An 18,139-nucleotide genomic window follows, 5' to 3' on the forward strand; every position below is an offset into this window, starting at 1 on the left:
GAAACCCCGACGGGCGGTCCCCGGAAACCCCGACGGACGGCCTCTGATCCCCAGCCGGACGACTTGGCTCGCCACTCTCATAGTCCGCTTCCCTACGATGGGCCGGGTGACGAGTGACACCGCGACCCACGCCCAGCCGGGCCGAGCCGCCGGCCAGCATCCGCCCGCCTGGCAGCGGCGGCTGCGCCGCTTCGGATACGCGGGCCGGCCGCGGTCCGACGTACGGGAGCGGCTGGTGCCCCCCTACCCACAGCCGGGGACCCGGCTGTGGGAGGCGCTGGGCGCGGCTCCGCCGGCGGCGTCGCGGATCGCCCGCTGGACCGGCTGGGGCGGGCCGCTGCTGGTCGCGCTGTTCGCCGGGCTGCTCCGCTTCTGGCGTCTTGACCGCCCCGGCAAGGTCATATTCGACGAGACGTACTACGCCAAGGACGCCTGGGCACTGCTCCGGCTCGGCTACGAGGGCACCTGGCCGAAGAACGCCAACGCCAAGATCATCGGGGATCCCCAGCAGATCCCGCTGAGCGACGCCGCCGGGTATGTCGTCCACCCGCCGGTGGGCAAGTGGGTCCTCGCGGTCGGCGAGCAGCTCTTCGGCCTGACCCCCTTCGGCTGGCGGTTCATGGTCGCCCTGCTCGGCACGGTGTCGGTGCTCATGCTGTGCCGGATCGGGCGGCGGCTGTTCCGGTCCACCTTCCTGGGCTGTCTGGCGGGCCTGCTGCTGGCCGTGGACGGCCTGCACTATGTGATGAGCCGCACCGCGCTGCTCGACCTCGTCGTCATGTTCTTCGTCCTGGCCGCCTTCGGGTGCCTGCTGATCGACCGGGACCAGGCGCGGGCGCGGCTCGCCGCCGCCCTGCCGGTCGGCCCGGACGGCACCGCCCGCCCCGACGCGGAGATCGCGGCGCGGCTGAAGCTCGGTGTGCGGCCGTGGCGGATCGCGGCCGGGGTGTGCCTGGGCCTGGCGGCCGGCACCAAGTGGAACGGCCTGTACGTGCTGGCGGCCTTCGGTGTGATGACGGTCCTGTGGGACATGGGCGCCCGCCGCACGGCCGGCGCGCGCCGCCCCTTCCGCGCGGTGCTGCGCCGCGACACCCTGTGGGCCTTCCTCACGACCGTGCCTGTGGCGCTGGTCACCTATCTCGCCAGTTGGTGGGGCTGGTTCACCACCACCGGCCGCTACAGCGACCGGACCGGCTGGACCCACAGCGGCTACTTCCGGCACTGGGCCGAGACCCCGAAGGCGCAGGGGGGCGGCGGCTACAGCGACCACGGGCTCTGGGCCTGGCTGAACCCGCTGCGCAGCCTGTGGCACTACGAGAGCGAGGTCTACAAGTTCCATGTGAAGCTGGACGACCCGCACCCGTACCAGTCCAATCCGTGGAGCTGGCTGGTCCAGTCCCGCCCGGTCTCCTACTTCTACGAGTCCCCGTCCCCCGGCGAGGCCGGCTGCCCCAAGGACGCGACCGAGAAGTGCGCCCGCGAGGTGCTGGCGCTGGGCACCCCGCTGCTGTGGTGGGCGGCCTGCTTCGCGGTGGTGTATCTGCTGTTCCGGTGGGCGCTGCGGCGGGACTGGCGGGCGGGCGCGATCCTGTGCGGCCTGGCGGCGGGCTATCTGCCGTGGTTCCTGTACCAGGAGCGCACGATCTTCTCCTTCTACGCCGTGGTCTTCGTGCCGTTCCTGTGTCTGGCGGTGGCGATGATGGTCGGCGCCATCGTGGGGCCGCCGGGGGCCTCGGACAACCGGCGGGTGGTGGGCACGGTCGGCGCGGGAGTGCTCGTGCTGCTCATCATCTGGAACTTCATTTACTTCTTCCCCCTCTACACAGGTCAGACCCTGCCGATAGACCAATGGCGGGCCCGGATCTGGCTCGACACCTGGATCTGACGGCCCCGCAGGGCGCAAGGCCGCCGCGCTCGATGCCGGTAGAGTGCCCGGACCACGACCTCCATCGAACGGTGGAGGCCTTCGAGGGACTGTGGGGGTTCTGCAATGCGGAGTGGCGCGAGAGCCGCGGTCATCGGTGCGGTGTTCGCCGCCATGGTCGGGGTCGCCGGTTGCGGTGGCGGACAGGACAGCTCGACCGGTTCGAAGGACGGCGCGGACACCGGGGCGAGCGACGACAAGCCCGTGGTCAAGAAGGTGAAGACCGGCCCGCCCAGCGCGGCCGAGGTCAAGGCCACGGCCCGGGACTTCCTGGCCGCCTGGTCCGCGGGGCAGACCGCGAAGGCCGCCGGCCTGACGGACGACGACAAGACCGCCACCACCGCGCTCACCGCCTACCGTGACAAGGCCCACATCGGCAAGGTGACGCTGGCGGCGGGGCAGCGGACCGGCCGGACGGTGCCGTTCACGGTCAACGCGCAGATCTCCTACGGCGGGCGGCAGGTCCCCTGGACGTATGAATCCTCGCTGACCGTCACCCGCGACAAGACCAGCGGAGCGGCGGTCGTCGACTGGAAGCCGTCGGTCGTGCACCCGAAGCTCCAGGCCGGGGACGCCCTCAAGACGGGCCCGGCCGACACGCCCCCGGTCAAGGCCGTCGACCGCGACGGCGCGGAGCTGCGCGCCGCCGACCACCCGACGCTGAAGGCGATCCTGGACGGCCTGCGGGAGCGGTACGGCAAGAAGGCGGGCGGCACGGCGGGCGTGGAGACGTGGATCTCCCGCGCCAAGGGCTCCAAGTCCCCCGACGAGACGCTGAAGGTGCTCTCCAAGGGCAAGCCCGGCACGCTCCACACGACGATCGACGCCAAGCTCCAGGCCACGGCCGAGCAGGCGGTCAGCAAGCGGTCCAAGGCGGCGGTGGTGGCGGTCAAGCCCAGCACCGGCGAGGTCCTCGCGGTCGCCAACTCCCCGGCCCAGGGGTTCAACACCGCCTTCCAGGGGTCGTACGCGCCGGGCTCGACCATGAAGGTCATCACCTCGGCGCTGCTCATCGACAAGGGCCTGGCGGGCTACGGCAAGCCGCACCCGTGCCCGAAGTACTTCTCGTACGGCGGCTGGAAGTTCCAGAACGACGACAAGTTCGAGATCAAGGGCGGCAGGTTCGAGCAGAGCTTCGCCCGCTCCTGCAACACGGCCTTCATCAGCCAGGCGCCCAAGCTGGCCGACGACGACCTCACCAAGGAGGCCCGGGACGTCTTCGGCATCGGGCTGAACTGGCAGACCGGCATCGCCTCCTTCGACGGCGCGGTGCCGGTGCAGTCCGCCGCCTCCAAGGGCGCGTCGCTGATCGGGCAGGGCGGGGTGCGGATGAACCCGCTCAACATGGCGTCGGTCTCGGCGACCGTCTCCAGCGGCGTCTTCCGCCAGCCCTACCTGGTCTCCCCCTCCCTGGACGGCCGGACCCTGGCCAAGGCCGCCCGCGCCATGAAGCCGAGCACCCGGCAGCAGCTGAAGAGCCTGATGAAGCTGACCGCCACCGCGGGGACCGCCGCCCAGGCGATGTCCGGGATGAGCGGTGACTTCGGCGCGAAGACCGGCTCGGCGGAGGTCGACGGGCAGAAGCAGCCCAACGGCTGGTTCACCGCCTACAGCGGCGACCTCGCGGCGGCGGCCGTGGTCCCGCAGGGCGGCCACGGCGGTGACTCGGCGGGGCCGATCGTGGCCTCGGTGCTGCGCGCGGGCTGACCCGGGCGGCACCGTCCGACGAACGACTGACGCATGACCGACTGACGCATGAACGACGCGGCGTCGGCGCGGCCTCAAGGGCCGTGTCGGCGCCGCGTCGGCGTTGGCGTGCGGGTGTCGGCTCCGCGTCGGTGGCGCGTCGGCGGCCCGGACCAGCATCGGGTTGTCCGACCAACCACTCGATGCACCGATGGGGAGCCACCATGCGTCAGAAGAAGCGTCAGCAGAGCGTTCTGATATCGGGGGCCGGCATCGGCGGGCCCACGCTCGCCTACTGGCTGGACCGGTACGGATACGACGTCACGGTCGTCGAGCAGGCCGCCGGACCGCGCCCCGGCGGACACGCGATCGATGTCCGCGGCCCCGCGCTGGAGGTGGCCGAGCGCATGGGCGTACTCGACCGGATCCGCGGGCTCAGCACCGCCCTGCGGGGGATGTCGGTGGTCGACGACGCGGGCCGGGAGCTGTACCGCACCACCGAGCGCACCGTCAGCGGCGGCGACCTCGACAGCCCCGACGTGGAGATCCTGCGCGACGACCTCGCCGCGATCGTCGCCGACGCGGGCGGAGCCGGGATCGAGTACGTCTTCGGCGACTCCATCGACCGGCTGGAACAGGACGCGGACGAGGTGCGGGTGGTCTTCCGCGACGGTACGAAGCGCGGCTTCGACCTGGTCGTCGGCGCCGACGGGCTGCACTCCGACACCCGGCGGCTGGCCTTCGGGCCCGAGGAGGACTATCTGCACCACCTCGGCACCTCGCTGGCCGTGTGGACGGCGCCCAACTACCTCGGCCTCGACCGCTGGCAGGTCATCTACCGGATGGACGGCAAGCTGTGGGGCGGGATGGTGATGAGCGTCCGCGACAACCAGGAGGTCCGCGTCTACGTCGGCTTCGACTGGGACGAGCCGCCGGCCGAGTCCCACTCCCGCGACCCGCGCGCGCAGAAGCGCCTGGTCGCCCGGGAGTTCGCCAAGGCCCGCTGGGAGATGCCCCGGCTGCTGGAGCACATGTGGGGCGCCCCGGACTTCCTCTTCGACTCCATGGCCCAGATCCGCATGGACTCCTGGTCCCGCGGCCGGGTGGCGCTGCTCGGCGACGCGGGCTACTGCGGCTCGCCCATGTCCGGCCAGGGCACCAGCATGGCCCTGGTCGGCGCGTACGTCCTGGCGGGCGAGCTCAAGGCCGCCGACGGCGACCACGAGGCCGCCTTCGCGGCGTACGAGCGGGAGCTGCGCGGGTACGTGACCGCCAACCAGGAGCTCGCGCTGACCAACAAGGCCGTGATGGACGCCCGGGAGGCGATGGACCTCGGCGAGGTGGAGGGGGAGGAGTTCGCCGCCGATCTCCGGTCGGACCTGGACATCGCCAACTCCTATCCCCTCAAGGACTACTGACGGTGCACGCCGCTCGGGCCGTCCCGGCTGCCCTTGAGTAGTGCAGAATATGAGACCGTCGTCACTCAAAGGGGGCCCGTTGCGTATCGGCGTTGAGGCGAGCGGTGCTGGGCAGGGGCAGAGGCGGCTCATCGCCGCGCCCGCCGGTGCGAAAGAGGGGCGGCAGCGGTGACGGTCCTGCCCGACGCGGCCACTTCACGGGCGGTGCTCATCGGCACCGGCCGCTACGACCACATGGAGCCGCTCCCGGCGGTGGCGAACAACCTCCGCGCGCTCGCCGCCGCCCTGTGCTCCCCGCATTCCTGGGGGCTCGCCCCCGAACACTGCACGGTGATCGAGGACCCCCAGGCCGCGGTCGAGGTCCTGGACGCCGTCCGGGCCGCGGCCGAGGAGGCCACCGACACCCTGCTGGTGTACTTCGCCGGCCACTGCCTGGTCGAGCCGCGCCGCGGTGAGCTGGTCCTCGGTCTCACCGGGTCGCTGCGGCAGCGGTCCTATACGGGACTGCCGTACGGCACCCTGCGCGACCTCGTGCACGACGGGCGGGCGAACCGGCGGGTGATGCTGCTCGACTGCTGCCTCAGCGCTGAGACGCCCGGCTTCGTGGACGGGATCGAGGCGGTGGTCGACCGCGCGGAGATCGAGGGCGCCTGTCTGCTGGCCTCCGTCCCCGACAACAGCTTCGCGCTCCACCCGCCCGGCGGACCCCACACGGCGTTCACCGGCGAGCTGCTCAGGCTGCTGAACGAAGGGGTGCCGGGCGGGCCGGAGTTGCTCGACCTGGACACCGTCTACGCGCAGGTGTACGCCGCGCTGGGCGCGAAGGGGCGGCCGCTGCCGCACAAGCGCGACCACGGCGGCACGGCGGGCGGCCTCGCCCTGGCGCGCAACGCGGCGCCCGTCATGCCCGTCTTCGGCCCCCCGGCCCCGCCGTACGCGCCCGGCGCCACCCCTCCCCCGCCGCCGTACGCGCCGCCCCCGCCGCCCGCCTGGCCCCCGGCATACGCCCCGGCACCCGGCAGCGGCGGGCCGGGCAACCGCCGGCTCCTGGTGCGCTCCGCGGTGGCGGTGGCGGTCGCCGCCGGCCTGCTGGCCGCCGGCATCCCTCTGGTGAACAACTGGATGGAGGACGACTCCCCCAAGAAGCCCGTGGCGAAGCCGTCGCCGACGGCGAAGAGCACCCCGACGAAGAAGGCCCCCGCCCCCGGCCCCGGCGACGCCACCAAGGGCGTCGTGAACGCGTCGAAGACCAGGGGCGGCACGCTGAAGTTCGTCGGCAGGAGCGACGCCGACTCCTGGGATCCGCAGCGCAGCTATTACGGCTTCGCGTGGAACTTCTCCCGCTACTTCACCCGTCAGCTGGTCACCTACGCCCCCAGGCCCGGCGAGGACGGCTCCGAACTGCTCCCGGACCTCGCGGCGAGCAGGGCCAAGGTGAGCGAGAACGGCAAGACGTACACCTACACCCTGCGTGACGGGATCACCTGGGAGGACGGCTCGCCCATCACCTCCGAGGACGTCAAATACGGCATCGAGCGGGCCTGGGCCCCCGATGTCATCTCCGGCGGCCCGACCTACCTCAAACAGGTCCTCGACCCCGGCGGAACGTACAAGGGCCCCTACAAGGACGACAAGCTGGGCCTGAAATCCGTCGACACCCCCGACGACAAGACCATCGTCTTTCATCTGGCCGAGCCGAACGGCGACTTCGAGCAGATGCTGGCGATGCCGGCCGGCTCGCCCGTGCCGAGCGCGAAGGACACCAAGGCCAAGTACACCGAGCGTCCGTTCTCCTCCGGGCCGTACAAATTCGACTCGTATACGCCGGGGAAGTCGCTGGCGCTGGTCCGCAACACGGAATGGAACCAGAGTTCCGACCCGGTCCGCGCCGCCCTGCCCGACCGGATCACGGTCGACATCGTCCCGGACGACACGGCCAGAGGCCAGCAGCTCCTCGGGGGCGCCTACGACGTGGACCTCGACCCGACCACGCTTTCCAAAGAGGCCAGCGCCAAGGCCCAGGCCAGCCAGCTCAAGGCCCAGCTGGACGACCCGTACACCCTGGGCCTCCGCTATCTGGCCCTGCCGCGGACCGTCAAACCGCTGAACAACATCCACTGCCGCAAGGCAATCGTCTACGGGACGGACCGGCGGTCCGTGCAGACGGCCCTCGGCGGCCCCGTCAGCGGCGGTGAGATCGCCACGAACATGCTCCCACCGGGCATCGAGGGAGCGGACCCCACCGACGACCCGTACGACGTCCTCGCGAACGGCGGAAAGGCGGATGTCCTCAAGGCGAAAAAGGAACTGGCTGCCTGCGGCAAGCCCAACGGCTTCCGGACCACCCTCGTGGTGCGCGCCGGCCGGTCCGACGACATCTCCGCCGCTGAGGCGCTGAAGTCCTCGCTGTCGTCCATCGGGATCACGATCACCATCGAGCAGATCGAACTCAGCAACTACTACACGGCCGTGGGCTCGCCCTCGACCGTCAAGAAGAAGGGCTACGGCATCATCCTCGGGCGGTGGCTCCCCGACTTCCCCACCGGCCAGGGATTTCTGCAGCCCCTGGCCGACGGCCGCTTCATCGTGCCCTCCGGCAATTTCAATTTCGCCCAGGTGGATGACAAATCCATCAACGGCCTCTTCGACAAGGCGATCGCCGAGCAGGACCCCCAGAAGGCCGGGGAGACCTACGCGCAGATCAACAAGAAGGTCTCCGACACCGCCGGCTATGTCCCCCTGCTCTTCCAAAAGGGCTACAGCTGGCGCGGCACCCGGCTGACCAATGTCTATACGACCAATGCGTATTCGGGCAGTTACGACTTCGCGTCGCTGGGTGTATCCCCATAACCGGGGAGGACCCGTCGGCCTCGAGGTGGCCGGTCACTCGCCCGCGAAGGCGGCCCGCAGGCCCAGGTTGCTCATCAGCAGGCCGCCGTCCACGGGGAGGGTGACGCCCGTGATCCAGGCGGCGTCGGTGGAGGCCAGGAAGGTGATGGCGGCGGCGATGTCGGCGGGTTCGCCGACGCGACCCAGGGGGTAGACGCGGGCGGCGCGGTCGAGGGCGTCTTCCCTGCCGTCCCAGTTGGGGGTGCGGATGGTGCCGGGGGCGACGAGGTTGACGCGGACGCCACGGCGGGCGGCGTGCCCCGCGAGGGTGCGGGTGAGGCTGGCCAGGCCCGCCTTGGCGGCGCTGTAGGCGTGGTTGCCGAAGTCCTGCTCGCCGTTGACCGAGCCGACGTTGACGATGGCGCCCCGGCCGCCCGCCGCGGCCAGGTGGGGCAGCGCGGCGCGGGCGCAGCGGAAGGCGCCGGTCAGGGTGATGTCGAGGTCCTGGTGCCACCCGTCGTCCGGCTGGTCCTCGAAGAGCGGGGTGTCGGGGGTGCAGGACAGGGCGTTGTTGACGAGTACGTCGAGCGCGCCGAAGCGCTCCACGGCGTGCGCGACGGCGGCCTCCACCGCCGTACGGTCGGCGACGTCGCAGGCCAGCGACTCGGCCTCGGCGCCGTCGGCCCGTATCGCCGCGGCCGCCTTCGCGGCCCGCTCGCCGTCGAGGTCGGTGATCAGCACCCGGGCGCCCTCGGCGGCGAAGCGGCGGGCGGTGACCTCGCCGATGCCGCGGCCCGCGCCGGTGAGTACGACCGCATAGCCCTCGAACCGCCGCACCTTGTGCTCCTTCCGACACCGGGCCAGCACCCGTGACGCGCCCCGCGGTTGCGGGGCGTCGTCATGGTCACTGCCCGGTCGGGGGCGGGTGCAGTCGTCCCGGTGGCGCCGGGGGTGTCTCCAGGGGCTGAACGGACGCCGGGCGCTGGGGACGGCTCGCCTTGACCCGTTCCACCGCGGCCAGCAGATCCGCCTGGCCGACCCGGCCCCGCCCCGTCAGCAGCGCCTCCGCCGCCGCGTCGATCACCGCGCGGCGGATGTCCCGCCCGGTGACGTCGGCGACCCCGGCGAGGACCTGCGGGGAGACGCCGGCGGCCAGGGGCAGCGTCTCGGGCAGGTGACGGCGCCAGATCTCGGCGCGGGCCGCCTCGTCGGGGACCGGGAAGCGGACATGCCAGACGCGGCTGTCGAAGGCGGTGTCGTAGCTGGACACCAGGTTGGTGGCGAACACCGCCAGCCCCTCGAACCGGTCGAGTGCGGTGAGCAGTTCACTGCGCATGGCGTTCACCGCGTACTCGGAGCCGTGGCTGGTGGTCTCGAAGCGGGCGGACATCAGCCCGTCCGCCTCGTCGACGAAGAGCACCGCGCCCTGGGTCCTGGCGGCGTGGAAGAGCGCGTCCAGGTTCTTGGGCCCCTCCCCGTGGTACTTGCTCTCCAGCTGTGAGGCCCGGGCGGCGATCAGCGGGCGGCCCAGCCGGTCCGCTATGGCGTGGGCGGCCATCGTCTTGCCGGTGCCGGGCGGGCCTTCGAGGTTGACCGCCGAGCTGGGGTGCGGCTGGATGGTCCGCAGCCCCCACTCCTCGAACAGGGTCCGGCGCCGCTCCACGATATGGATCGCGCGCAGCAGTTGCTCCCTGGTCCGGTCGGGGAGCACCAGCCGGTCGAAGGTGTACAGCGGGGCGGCGGCGGTGAAGTGCTCGGCCCGCTCCGCCACCGACGGGCTGTCCGCCACCTCCGTCTCCGCCCTCGCGGGTGGCCGGTCCGCGGGCCGGTTGGTGATGGTGACGGTGAGCGGCTCCGGCCCGTGGCGGCCGCCGAAGGCGTCCACGGCGGCGATCAGGCGGCTGCGCAGCAGGGCCGCCTCGACCTCGTCGGTGCCGCCGGGGATGCCGGTGACGGCGAAGGCGGTGCGCGGCGCCGCTCCGCCGGGCCGTACGGGGTGGCTCTCGGGCCTGATGTTCCTCTTCACTGCGGTCCTCCTCTCGCCGCGTGGACGGCGGGCGTCGGCAGGCGTCCGCGGTCGTCGGCGGTCGGTCGGCGGTCGGTCGGCGGTCAGCCCCAGACGGCGACCTGGTGGGTCCGGTGGGCGCCGCGCACCCGCTCGTCGGCCCGTTCGCCCTTGACCCGGCGGCTCTCCACGAACTGTTCGCGCGAGGTGTCGAAGACTCCCTGGATGTAGCTGACCTTGCCGTCGCGGATGGACTCCGCGACCGTGACGCACCGCAGGTCGGTGTCGAGCTGTAACCGCTCGCTGCGGGCGCGGAACCAGTCGGCGAGGTACTCGATGGTCACGATCACCACGTACACCACCGCGATGGCGCCCAGCCCGCCGAGCCCGAGAAGGACGGTCGTCAGCAGACTCAGCACGGTCACGCCTCTCCCTCGAAGACGATCAGGTCCGTGTCGCCGAAGGCGGCGGCCAGCTCCTCGTCGAGCCGCTGGGCCCGGCAGACCCAGACCGGGACGTCGGCCGCCCCGGTGCCGCGCAGCGGGGCGCCGTCGGCGTCCAGGTAGAAGGTCTGCACGAGGTATTCGCGGCCCCTGCGGCGCCGGAGCACCGCTCCCCCCGCCGCCTCCGGCACCGCGGCGCGGTTGCGCACCAGGAAAGCCACCACGTCGGAGTAGCCGAGGACCGGGTGGAGCGGCACCCGCTTGGCGCTGAGGCCGCTCCTGGCGTCGTCGACCCGGTCGCCGAGCTCGACGAGCCGGATGATCCGGCGGAGCATCCGGTCGGCGGTCTCCAGCAGCCGGTCACCCTGCGCCGCCCCGACCGGCGCCCCGACCGCGGCCCCGCCTGTCACCCCACCTGTCACCCCACCTGTCACCCCGCCCGGCGCCCTGCTCCGCGTCCCTCGGACGGCCTTCTCGTCGGACATGCGTGTCTCCCCCCGGCTCCCCGAACCCCCGCACCCCGCGGGGGCCTGCCTCGATGCTCCTCGCTGTGCCTGTCACTCTTCGTCCCCCGGGCGGGCGGGCAATCGCGCCTGCCCGTGTCGTCCTCCGATACGACAAGGCCCGGCTCGGATAGGACGGAATCCGACGCGCCGCCCGGTCGCCGCCCGGTCATCTCTCCGCCGTGAGCTTCCGGGGCGGGTGCGCGCCCAGCGCGTTGAGCCTGCGCAGCAGTAAGTCGGGGTTGGTGTGCCGGGAGCACACGTACATCGCGAACATCATCCGGATGTCGGCGGGCTTCGAGCTGATCCCGCACGCCGTCATCGCCCGGTCGATCTGCGTCTTGACCGTCGAGACCTTCACATTCAGCGCGGCCGCGGTCTCCTCGTACGAGTAGCCGTCCGCGTACCACTCCAGCACCCGGACCTGGCCATCACTCAAGCCGGCCGCCCAGTCGGAGAACACCACGGGCTCGCGGGGCGGCGCCTGTTCGGCCGACGCGGCCATGTACAGGGCGTCCAGCAGGGTGAGCTGGCCGAGGCCGGCCTGGACGCACTGCTGCCGGAAGTCGGACAGGTCTTTGCGGTACTGGTCCTCCTCGACGCCCAGCTCCTCCAGGATCCACGGCACGCGTCCGCCCCGCGCCGTCTGGACCAGCACCTCGGCGAGGTACGGCGGGAGGGTCAGCCCGCACTCGCGCACCGCCGTCTCCAGGGCGGAGGCCAGGTGGGGCTTGAGCCAGTACGGGTGGTGACGGGCGTCCCAGACCGCGTTGGCCAGCACGGCGGGCCCCACGGTCTTGCCGAACACCGCCTTCGCCCCGCATACCCAGGGGGCCACCCGCTGGCGCCACTGCTCGGCCGCGGTGCACACCACCACGTCGGAGCGGCGCACCAGCTCGGCGAACTCCTCGGCCGTCGCCACGCCCATCAGGTCGGCCACGCACACGTCGTACTCCGCGCCGCTGATGCGCAGTTTCCTGACCGAGTCGACCTCGCTGACGACGGTGAGCCGCGGGTCGTCGTTCAGCGCGTCCACCAGGCCGCGTCTGGTCATCTCGTGGTCCTCGACCACCGCCACCTGGAGCGGCTGCCGATCGTCCCGTTCCGCTTCCAACGCCATACGGATCCCCCTTGTTCGACTGGCTCGACATGTGCGCTATGCCTTCTTCCGGGCGGCCGACGCGATCGGGAGGGTGAGCGTCACCTGCGTGAGCCCGCTGACCGACCGCACTCGCAGCGCCCCGCCCCGCTCCCGCAGCAGCCGCTCGTGGACGGCGAGCGACCTCATCCGGCTGACCCCGGCCGCCATCACCTCGGCCGGGAACCCGGCGCCGTGGTCGGTGACCACCAGCTCCACCACATCGCCGCCCTCCCCGCCTTCCCCGGCTTCCCCGACCTCCCCTCCCGCCTCGCCCTCCGGCCCGGGCATCACATCCACATGCAGCACCGCGTCATGCACCCCCGCGCTGCGCGGCACGTTGATCAGCAGCGCCCGCAGGGCGGGCTCCAGCAGCTCCACCTCCGACGGCGGGATCCGGGCCGCCGCCTCGACCACGCGGTCGGGGATGATCGGCTCCACGGTCAGCCGGTCGTTGGTGGCCAGGGCGACCTGTCGGTGCACCATGCCGATCAGCGGCACCGACTCGCTGAACCGCCCGGTGGCGATGAAGGTGGCCAGCCGCTCCCGGGCCACCACCGCGGACTTGCGCAGCGAGTCGAGCTGCCCGGGGTCGGTGATGTCGACCCGCTGGAAGGCGTTGAGGGTGTGCCCGAGGTGGTTGTGCAGCTCGATGGCGAGCAGTTTCCGCTGCTCCTGTTCATGCAGCTGGAGGCTCATATCGCCGAGGTCGGCGGACAGTTGCAGCAGGAAGATGCCGCCGCGCCGGATGAGATAGGCCAGCGCCACATAGCCGGTGAGCCCGATCAGCACATCGGAGCGGCCCAGCGCCGACGGGTCGCCCAGGGCGATGACCGCGGCGTACGAGGCGGCGATGGCGGCCGTGCCGCCGACGAGCACGCGCAGTCGCTGGCCGAGGGCCGAGCCGACGCCCGCGCCGGAGATCTGCTCGGTGGTCAGCACCAGCAGCGGGGCCATGTCCGCGGCCCGGTTCTGCCCCACGATCAGGGCACAGGCCCATAAGAAGACGACGGCGGAGCCCAGTTCGACGGCCGCCGTGGTGGAGTCGTACACCGTGGGCCCGTGCGCCGTCGTTCCGTGCTCCGTCGGTCCGGCGGGCCGCGCCGCGTCCGGCTCCCCGCCGGTGTCCCGCGCGAGCACCCGCCGATGCTTCCGGAAGATGTGCTGGGCGAACCACAGGGACTCGGCCACCACCGCGAGCAGCAGCGTCAGCGCGCGGCCGCGGTGCTCGGTGTGCCCGGCGATGCCGGGCACGGTCACGGCCAGCTGGATGCCGTGCATCAGCCGGAAGATCAGCAGGATGCGGAGCATCTGCCATTCCATGTCGCGCCAGGCCAGCCGGTGCCGGTCGGCCGGCGGCGCGGCGCCCGGCCCGCGCCGCCGGTACGGCACCTTCGCGCCGGGCGCACGACGCCCCTCTTCCAGCCGCTCTTCCGGCCGCGCAAGCGACCGCCCCCGATGCAGAGCCACGCGGTTTCCCCCGCTTCCCCCGAACCCCCCTGCCCCCGGCGGCCACACGGCCCGCGAGGGCGCCGACCAGCCGGAAGGCCTTCCAGTGTGGAGAAGCAAGTGGCGGTGGCATAGGGACCCTTGGCCCCTGGAACCCGCTTGTGCGGGTGCCCGGCGGCGCGCGGAGTCAACAGGGGGCGTACGGCGCATTCACCGCGCGCCGGTCACGCGTGCGCTCACTGGTCGCGTCGGTGCACACTGCCGACGGTGATCGCGGCCGCAGCGAGCGCCCACACCGCGTAGACGGTCCAGGCTCCCCCGATGGTCCACGGGTAGTGCAGCACCTTGTAGTCAACCGCCACCAGCCGACGCCACGCCTGGAGGACCGTGGCGTGTGAGGCGGTCGCCGACCAGTGGCGGCCGTCGGTGAGAACCATCGGCAGCACCAGAAGGACCAGGAAGGAGGCGATCATGGCGCCCGCGGTCTGCCGGACGACCGTGCCGAGCGCCAGGCCGGTGAGTGCGCTCACCGGCGCGAGGAGCGCGGATGCCACCACCACGCGCAGCGCGCCCGGGTCGGCGATGGAGACCCCCGCGCCCCGCTGGTCGAGGATCGCCTGGGTCGCGGCGAACGAGAGCACCGCGACGAACGTGCCGAAGACGGCCGTGACCGCCGTGACCACCACCGCCTTGGCCGCCATCACCGAACGGCGGGCCGGAACGGCCGCGAACGTCGTACGGATGGTGCCCGAGGCGTACTCGCCGACGATCGCCATGGCACCGAGGGCACCGAGCGCGAGCATCATGACCGTGGCGGCGTTCGTGGTGAAGGCCTCGTCCAGCGGAATCCCGGCCCGGATGAAGCCGGCCCGCGCCGCCGCGTCCTGCTTCGACCAGTAGCGGTAGGTGTCGTAGGCGGTGCCCACGTTGAACGCGATGACGGCCAGGGCGGTCGCCCCGTATCCGAGCCAGGTCGAGCGCAGCGACCGGAGCTTGATCCACTCGGCGGCGACCAGATCGCCGAACCGGGCCCGGGGCTCTACGAGATGGGCGTGCGCGGCGGTCGCGGTCATCGGGACTCCCCCGCGAGGTACTGGACGCTGTCGGCGGTGAGCTCCATGAACGCCTCCTCCAGCGAGGCGGACCGGGCGCTCAGGTGATGCACCGGGACGCGGTGCACCAGGGCGATCTCACTGATCCGGGCCGCGCTCAGCCCGGTCACGGTGAGCATGTCGCCCTCGGCGCGCACCGCCGCGCCCTCGGCCGTCAGCAGGTCCCGCAGGACCTCGGCGTCGGGCGTGCCCACCGTCACACTCTGCCGGGTGCCGCGGGCCGAGAACTCCTTCAGGCTCTCCGCCGCGATCAGCTCGCCCCGGCCGATGACGATCAACTGGTCGGCGGTGTGCTCCATCTCGGACATCAGATGGCTGGAGACGAACACGGTGCGGCCCTCGGCGGCGAGCCCCCGGAACAGCTCGCGCACCCACTTCACGCCCTCCGGGTCCAGGCCGTTGAGCGGCTCGTCGAAGAGCAGCACCGGCGCGTCCCCGAGCAGCGCGGACGCAATGCCGAGCCGCTGCTTCATGCCCAGCGAGAAGCCGCCGATGCGGCGCCCGGCGACCTTGTCGAGGCCGACCTGCTCCAGCACCTCGTCGACCCGGCGCCGCGGGATGCGATTGCCGCGCGCCAACGCGGACAGATGCGCCACCGCGCTGCGCCCGCCGTGCACCTCCTGCGCGTCGAGCAGCGAGCCGACGTGGCGCAGCCCGCGGGGGCGGGAGCCGAAGGGGCGGCCCTCGACGGTGACGCTGCCGCTGGTGGGCTCGTGCAGGCCGAGGATCATCCGCAGCGTGGTGCTCTTGCCCGCGCCGTTCGGCCCCAGGAACCCGGTCACCTGACCGGGATCCACGGTGAAGGTCAGGTCCTTGACGGCCGTCGTGCCGCCGTATCGCTTGGTGAGTTGGTTGACTTCGATCACGGGGGCCACGGTGCCGGTGAGCGGCCCCGCGCGTCGTCGGACCACCGCTGACAATCGCGGGCACGGGTGTCGACCCTGGTTGTACAGCCGTGGTCCGATGCCCGGCCCCAAGCCCCGTGGTTACGATCTGGCCATGTCCGCCTCACCGCCGCTGCCCCTGCTCAAGCGCATACCGCCGGGCCTGTGGGCGGGGCTGGTGTGGTTCGCGGCGGCGTTGGGCCCCCTCGTGAAGTACGTCCTGATGTCCCCGCGGCGGGAGTACTCGCTCAGCTACCCCCGGCAAGGTCTGGACCCGCTGTCCGCCAAGCTGCTGCTCGCCATCGCCTTCGCGCTGGTCCTGGCCGGAAGTGCGCTGCTGCGCCGCAGGACTTCGCTGGGGTACGGGCTGCTGCTCGCCGGCACGGTCGCCTCGACGCTGGCGTGGCGCCAGGACGAGATCCCGCCCGCGCAGTACCTGGGAGTGGACGTCGCCCTCTGCTACGTCGCGGCCACCCGCCCCCGGCGATCCTCGCTCAGCGCCGCCGCGGCGGCGCTGGCCACGCTGCCCTGCTATGTCGTCCTGAGGTTGGGCCTGGGCATCCAGGACAGTGGTGTCATCCCCGAGCCGTACATCGCCCTGACCGTGGTCATCGGCTGGCTCGTCGGCAATTCGGTGCGCCAGTCCCAGGTCCACACCGAGGAGTTGCACGCCCAGGCCGCCGCCCAGGCCGTCACCGCCGAACGGCTGCGGATCGCCCGCGAGATGCATGACACGGTGGCCCACAGCATCGGCATCATCGCCCTTCAGGCCGGCGCCGCGGCCCGGGTCGTCGAAACCCAGCCGGACAAGGCCCGCGAGGCGATGCTCACCGTGGAGAAGACGGGCCGCGAAACACTGTCCGGGCTGCGGCGGATGCTGGGCGCGCTGCGCGAGGCCGACCGGGCGCAGGAGCCCGCGCCGTCCCCGCTGCGGCCGGCCGCCGGGCTCGCGGACATCGAGCGGCTCGCCGCGACGACCACGGCCGCCGGTGTCCGCGTCGAGGTGTGGTGGCAGGGCAGGCGCCGCCCGCTGCCCGCGGACATCGACCTCGCGGCGTTCCGCATCGTCCAGGAGTCCGTGACCAATGTCGTACGGCACTCGGGGGCCGACTCCTGCCAGGTGAGCGTCGACTACGGCGAGGACGAGCTGGCCGTCGAGGTCAGCGACCGCGGGACGGGCGGCGGGGCGTACGGCTTCGGATACGGACTGGTCGGCATGCGCGAGCGGGTCGCCCAGTTGCACGGCGACTTCACCGCCGGGCCCAGGGCCGGCGGCGGCTTCCTGGTGGCGGCCCGGCTGCCGCTCCCGGCGGCGACCGCGCCGGCGATCGAGACGAAAGCAGAGGCCACAGCCGGATGACCATCCGTGTCGTACTGGCCGACGACCAGCCCCTCGTCCGCGCCGCCCTGCGGATGGTCATCACCGACATCCCCGACCTCGAGGTCGTCGGCGAGGCCGAAGACGGCGCCGAAGCGGTCCGGCTGACCGGCGAACTCACCCCGGACGTCGTGGTGATGGACATCCGGATGCCCGGCATGGACGGCATCGAGGCCACCCGGCTGATCACCACGGGCTCCGGCCCGACCCGCGTGGTCGTCCTGACGACCTTCGACGACGACGATTACGTCTACGGGGCGCTGCGCGCCGGCGCGTCCGGGTTTCTGGTGAAGGACATGGCCCTGGACGACATCCTCGCCGCGGTCCGTGTCGTCGCCGCCGGGGACGCGCTGATCGCACCGGGCGTCACCCGCCGACTGATCAAGGAGTTCGCCGCCCGCCCCACGGCGACGCCCCCGCGCCGGGCGGAGCTGGGCGGCATCACCGAGCGGGAGCGCGAGGTGCTGACCCTGGTCGGCAGCGGCCTGTCCAACGCCGAGATCGCCGACCTGCTGTGCATCAGCGTCGCCACCGCCAAGACCTATCTGACCCGGCTGCTCGCCAAACTCGACGCCCGCGACCGGGTGCAGCTGGTGATCCTCGCCTACGAGGCGGGCCTGGTGGCCCCGTCGGGATCCTAGGCGCGCACATCACGTCCGGGAGGGGTCCCGGTGGCGCTCGCGGATGATGTGCCGACAGTCACCGAGGTGGAACAAGGAGATCCGCGATGACGCCCGTGCAAGTTGATTGGCTGTCCCTGGTGCTCGGTCCCATCGTCGTCGTCACGTTGGCGATCGCCTTCTTCGCCGCCCGTTCGGCGTCCAAGAGGGGCGAGCCGATGCCCGGCTGGGCGAAGGCCGTCCAGGGTGTGGGGATTGCCGGCGCACTGTTCGTGGCCTTCATCAACATGACCGGGGGCGGTTCGTAAGACCGGAAGCGAGAGGTGCTGCCCCTGGTCGGCGGTCCGTCGGGGGCCTGGAGGCGGCTATCCACAACGACGCGATTGCATAGGCGGCCGACCTGGTGCCCCGATTCCTTGGCCCAGCGGGTGGCTGGGCTCCAGACAGGCTCCGCTGCGCTGCGCCGCGACTGCTGCCGCGCGGTGGCCGACCGGTCAGCCCAGCGGTGCGCTCGACTGGAGACGCGGGAGCGCGACGAACGGGCCAACGCCGCTGGACGGCATGGCCCGGTCGCCGAAAACAGGCATCATCTCGCGCCTTCGGCGCAACGCGGCCAGCAGCGGGAAGGGGAGGGGGTGCCAGAGGCATCGTAGCCGTCCCGCCCACGGGGTCGTCACCGGTTGGCGGGCGGGGGAACGGTAGATGGTCGCCCCGGAGCGGTAGACGCCGGTCCGGTTAAGGGCCTCCCTC

Annotated in this window: 15 protein-coding genes; 7 read left to right on the plus strand and 8 right to left on the minus strand. The window is 72.2% G+C overall.

Annotated elements, in window-relative coordinates; genetic code table 11:
- The first annotated feature begins 106 nt into the window (after positions 1-106).
- The 4 genes from ACWY4P_RS20985 (at position 107) to ACWY4P_RS21000 (ending at position 7,878) form a co-directional block, all read left to right on the plus strand.
- Entirely contained in the window at positions 107-1,885 is a 1,779-nt protein-coding gene (locus ACWY4P_RS20985; protein WP_456212080.1) for a dolichyl-phosphate-mannose--protein mannosyltransferase, read from the plus strand.
- 105 nt (positions 1,886-1,990) lie between these two features.
- Entirely contained in the window at positions 1,991-3,631 is a 1,641-nt protein-coding gene (locus ACWY4P_RS20990; protein ID WP_456212081.1) for a penicillin-binding transpeptidase domain-containing protein, read from the plus strand.
- A 203-nt stretch (positions 3,632-3,834) separates the two neighbouring features.
- Positions 3,835-5,028, plus strand: a complete 1,194-nt coding sequence (locus tag ACWY4P_RS20995; protein WP_456212082.1) for an FAD-dependent monooxygenase — start codon at positions 3,835-3,837, stop codon at positions 5,026-5,028.
- A gap of 168 nt (positions 5,029-5,196) precedes the next feature.
- Positions 5,197-7,878: a caspase, EACC1-associated type gene (locus ACWY4P_RS21000; protein WP_456212083.1), complete on the plus strand. Its 2,682-nt coding sequence runs from the start codon at positions 5,197-5,199 to the stop codon at positions 7,876-7,878.
- Between the two features lie 33 nt (positions 7,879-7,911).
- On the opposite strand, the gene ACWY4P_RS21005 is transcribed toward ACWY4P_RS21000, so the two are convergent.
- From ACWY4P_RS21005 to ACWY4P_RS21040, 8 genes are all read right to left on the minus strand, one after another.
- Positions 7,912-8,694 carry an SDR family NAD(P)-dependent oxidoreductase gene (locus ACWY4P_RS21005; RefSeq protein ID WP_456212084.1) on the minus strand — a complete coding sequence of 261 codons (783 nt, stop codon included), beginning with the start codon at positions 8,692-8,694 and terminating at the stop codon, positions 7,912-7,914.
- A 67-nt stretch (positions 8,695-8,761) separates the two neighbouring features.
- Positions 8,762-9,883, minus strand: a complete 1,122-nt coding sequence (locus tag ACWY4P_RS21010) for an AAA family ATPase (protein ID WP_456212085.1) — start codon at positions 9,881-9,883, stop codon at positions 8,762-8,764.
- 83 nt (positions 9,884-9,966) lie between these two features.
- Positions 9,967-10,287, minus strand: coding sequence for a hypothetical protein (locus ACWY4P_RS21015; RefSeq protein ID WP_456212086.1), 321 nt, complete (start codon positions 10,285-10,287; stop codon positions 9,967-9,969).
- Complete coding sequence (locus ACWY4P_RS21020; protein ID WP_456212087.1) at positions 10,284-10,790, minus strand: hypothetical protein; 507 nt, start codon at positions 10,788-10,790, stop codon at positions 10,284-10,286. The genes ACWY4P_RS21015 and ACWY4P_RS21020 overlap by 4 nt, the downstream gene beginning before the upstream one ends.
- A gap of 187 nt (positions 10,791-10,977) precedes the next feature.
- A complete protein-coding gene (locus tag ACWY4P_RS21025) occupies positions 10,978-11,928 on the minus strand; it encodes a sigma factor-like helix-turn-helix DNA-binding protein (RefSeq protein ID WP_456212088.1) in 951 nt (316 codons plus the stop codon).
- A gap of 36 nt (positions 11,929-11,964) precedes the next feature.
- Entirely contained in the window at positions 11,965-13,416 is a 1,452-nt protein-coding gene (locus tag ACWY4P_RS21030; RefSeq protein ID WP_456212089.1) for a hypothetical protein, read from the minus strand.
- Between the two features lie 215 nt (positions 13,417-13,631).
- Complete coding sequence (locus ACWY4P_RS21035; RefSeq protein WP_456212090.1) at positions 13,632-14,468, minus strand: ABC transporter permease; 837 nt, start codon at positions 14,466-14,468, stop codon at positions 13,632-13,634.
- Positions 14,465-15,373: an ABC transporter ATP-binding protein gene (locus ACWY4P_RS21040; protein ID WP_456212091.1), complete on the minus strand. Its 909-nt coding sequence runs from the start codon at positions 15,371-15,373 to the stop codon at positions 14,465-14,467. The genes ACWY4P_RS21035 and ACWY4P_RS21040 overlap by 4 nt, the downstream gene beginning before the upstream one ends.
- Before the next feature lie 133 nt (positions 15,374-15,506).
- Here ACWY4P_RS21040 and ACWY4P_RS21045 point away from each other — a divergent pair, with 133 nt between their 5' ends.
- The 3 genes from ACWY4P_RS21045 to ACWY4P_RS21055 all read left to right on the plus strand — a co-directional run bounded on the left by ACWY4P_RS21045 (position 15,507) and on the right by ACWY4P_RS21055 (position 17,697).
- Positions 15,507-16,751 (plus strand): sensor histidine kinase, encoded by a 1,245-nt coding sequence (locus ACWY4P_RS21045; protein WP_456212092.1) that lies wholly within the window; start codon positions 15,507-15,509, stop codon positions 16,749-16,751.
- Entirely contained in the window at positions 16,748-17,410 is a 663-nt protein-coding gene (locus tag ACWY4P_RS21050; protein ID WP_456212093.1) for a response regulator transcription factor, read from the plus strand. Before ACWY4P_RS21045 ends, ACWY4P_RS21050 begins: the two co-directional genes overlap by 4 nt.
- A gap of 86 nt (positions 17,411-17,496) precedes the next feature.
- Positions 17,497-17,697 (plus strand): hypothetical protein, encoded by a 201-nt coding sequence (locus ACWY4P_RS21055; RefSeq protein ID WP_456212094.1) that lies wholly within the window; start codon positions 17,497-17,499, stop codon positions 17,695-17,697.
- The last annotated feature ends 442 nt before the right edge of the window (positions 17,698-18,139 follow it).

Source organism: Streptomyces sp. LZ34, from assembly GCF_053890475.1.

What these genes read in the sequence shown, in the direction of transcription:
- ACWY4P_RS21025 (WP_456212088.1), bottom strand. Translation starts at nt 11,928, where the DNA reads ATGGCGTTGGAAGCGGAACGGGACGATCGGCAGCCGCTCCAGGTGGCG.
- ACWY4P_RS21055 (WP_456212094.1), top strand. Translation starts at nt 17,497, where the DNA reads ATGACGCCCGTGCAAGTTGATTGGCTGTCCCTGGTGCTCGGTCCCATC.
- ACWY4P_RS21020 (WP_456212087.1), bottom strand. Translation starts at nt 10,790, where the DNA reads ATGTCCGACGAGAAGGCCGTCCGAGGGACGCGGAGCAGGGCGCCGGGC.
- ACWY4P_RS21050 (WP_456212093.1), top strand. Translation starts at nt 16,748, where the DNA reads ATGACCATCCGTGTCGTACTGGCCGACGACCAGCCCCTCGTCCGCGCC.
- ACWY4P_RS20990 (WP_456212081.1), top strand. Translation starts at nt 1,991, where the DNA reads ATGCGGAGTGGCGCGAGAGCCGCGGTCATCGGTGCGGTGTTCGCCGCC.
- ACWY4P_RS21035 (WP_456212090.1), bottom strand. Translation starts at nt 14,468, where the DNA reads ATGACCGCGACCGCCGCGCACGCCCATCTCGTAGAGCCCCGGGCCCGG.
- ACWY4P_RS20995 (WP_456212082.1), top strand. Translation starts at nt 3,835, where the DNA reads ATGCGTCAGAAGAAGCGTCAGCAGAGCGTTCTGATATCGGGGGCCGGC.
- ACWY4P_RS21045 (WP_456212092.1), top strand. Translation starts at nt 15,507, where the DNA reads ATGTCCGCCTCACCGCCGCTGCCCCTGCTCAAGCGCATACCGCCGGGC.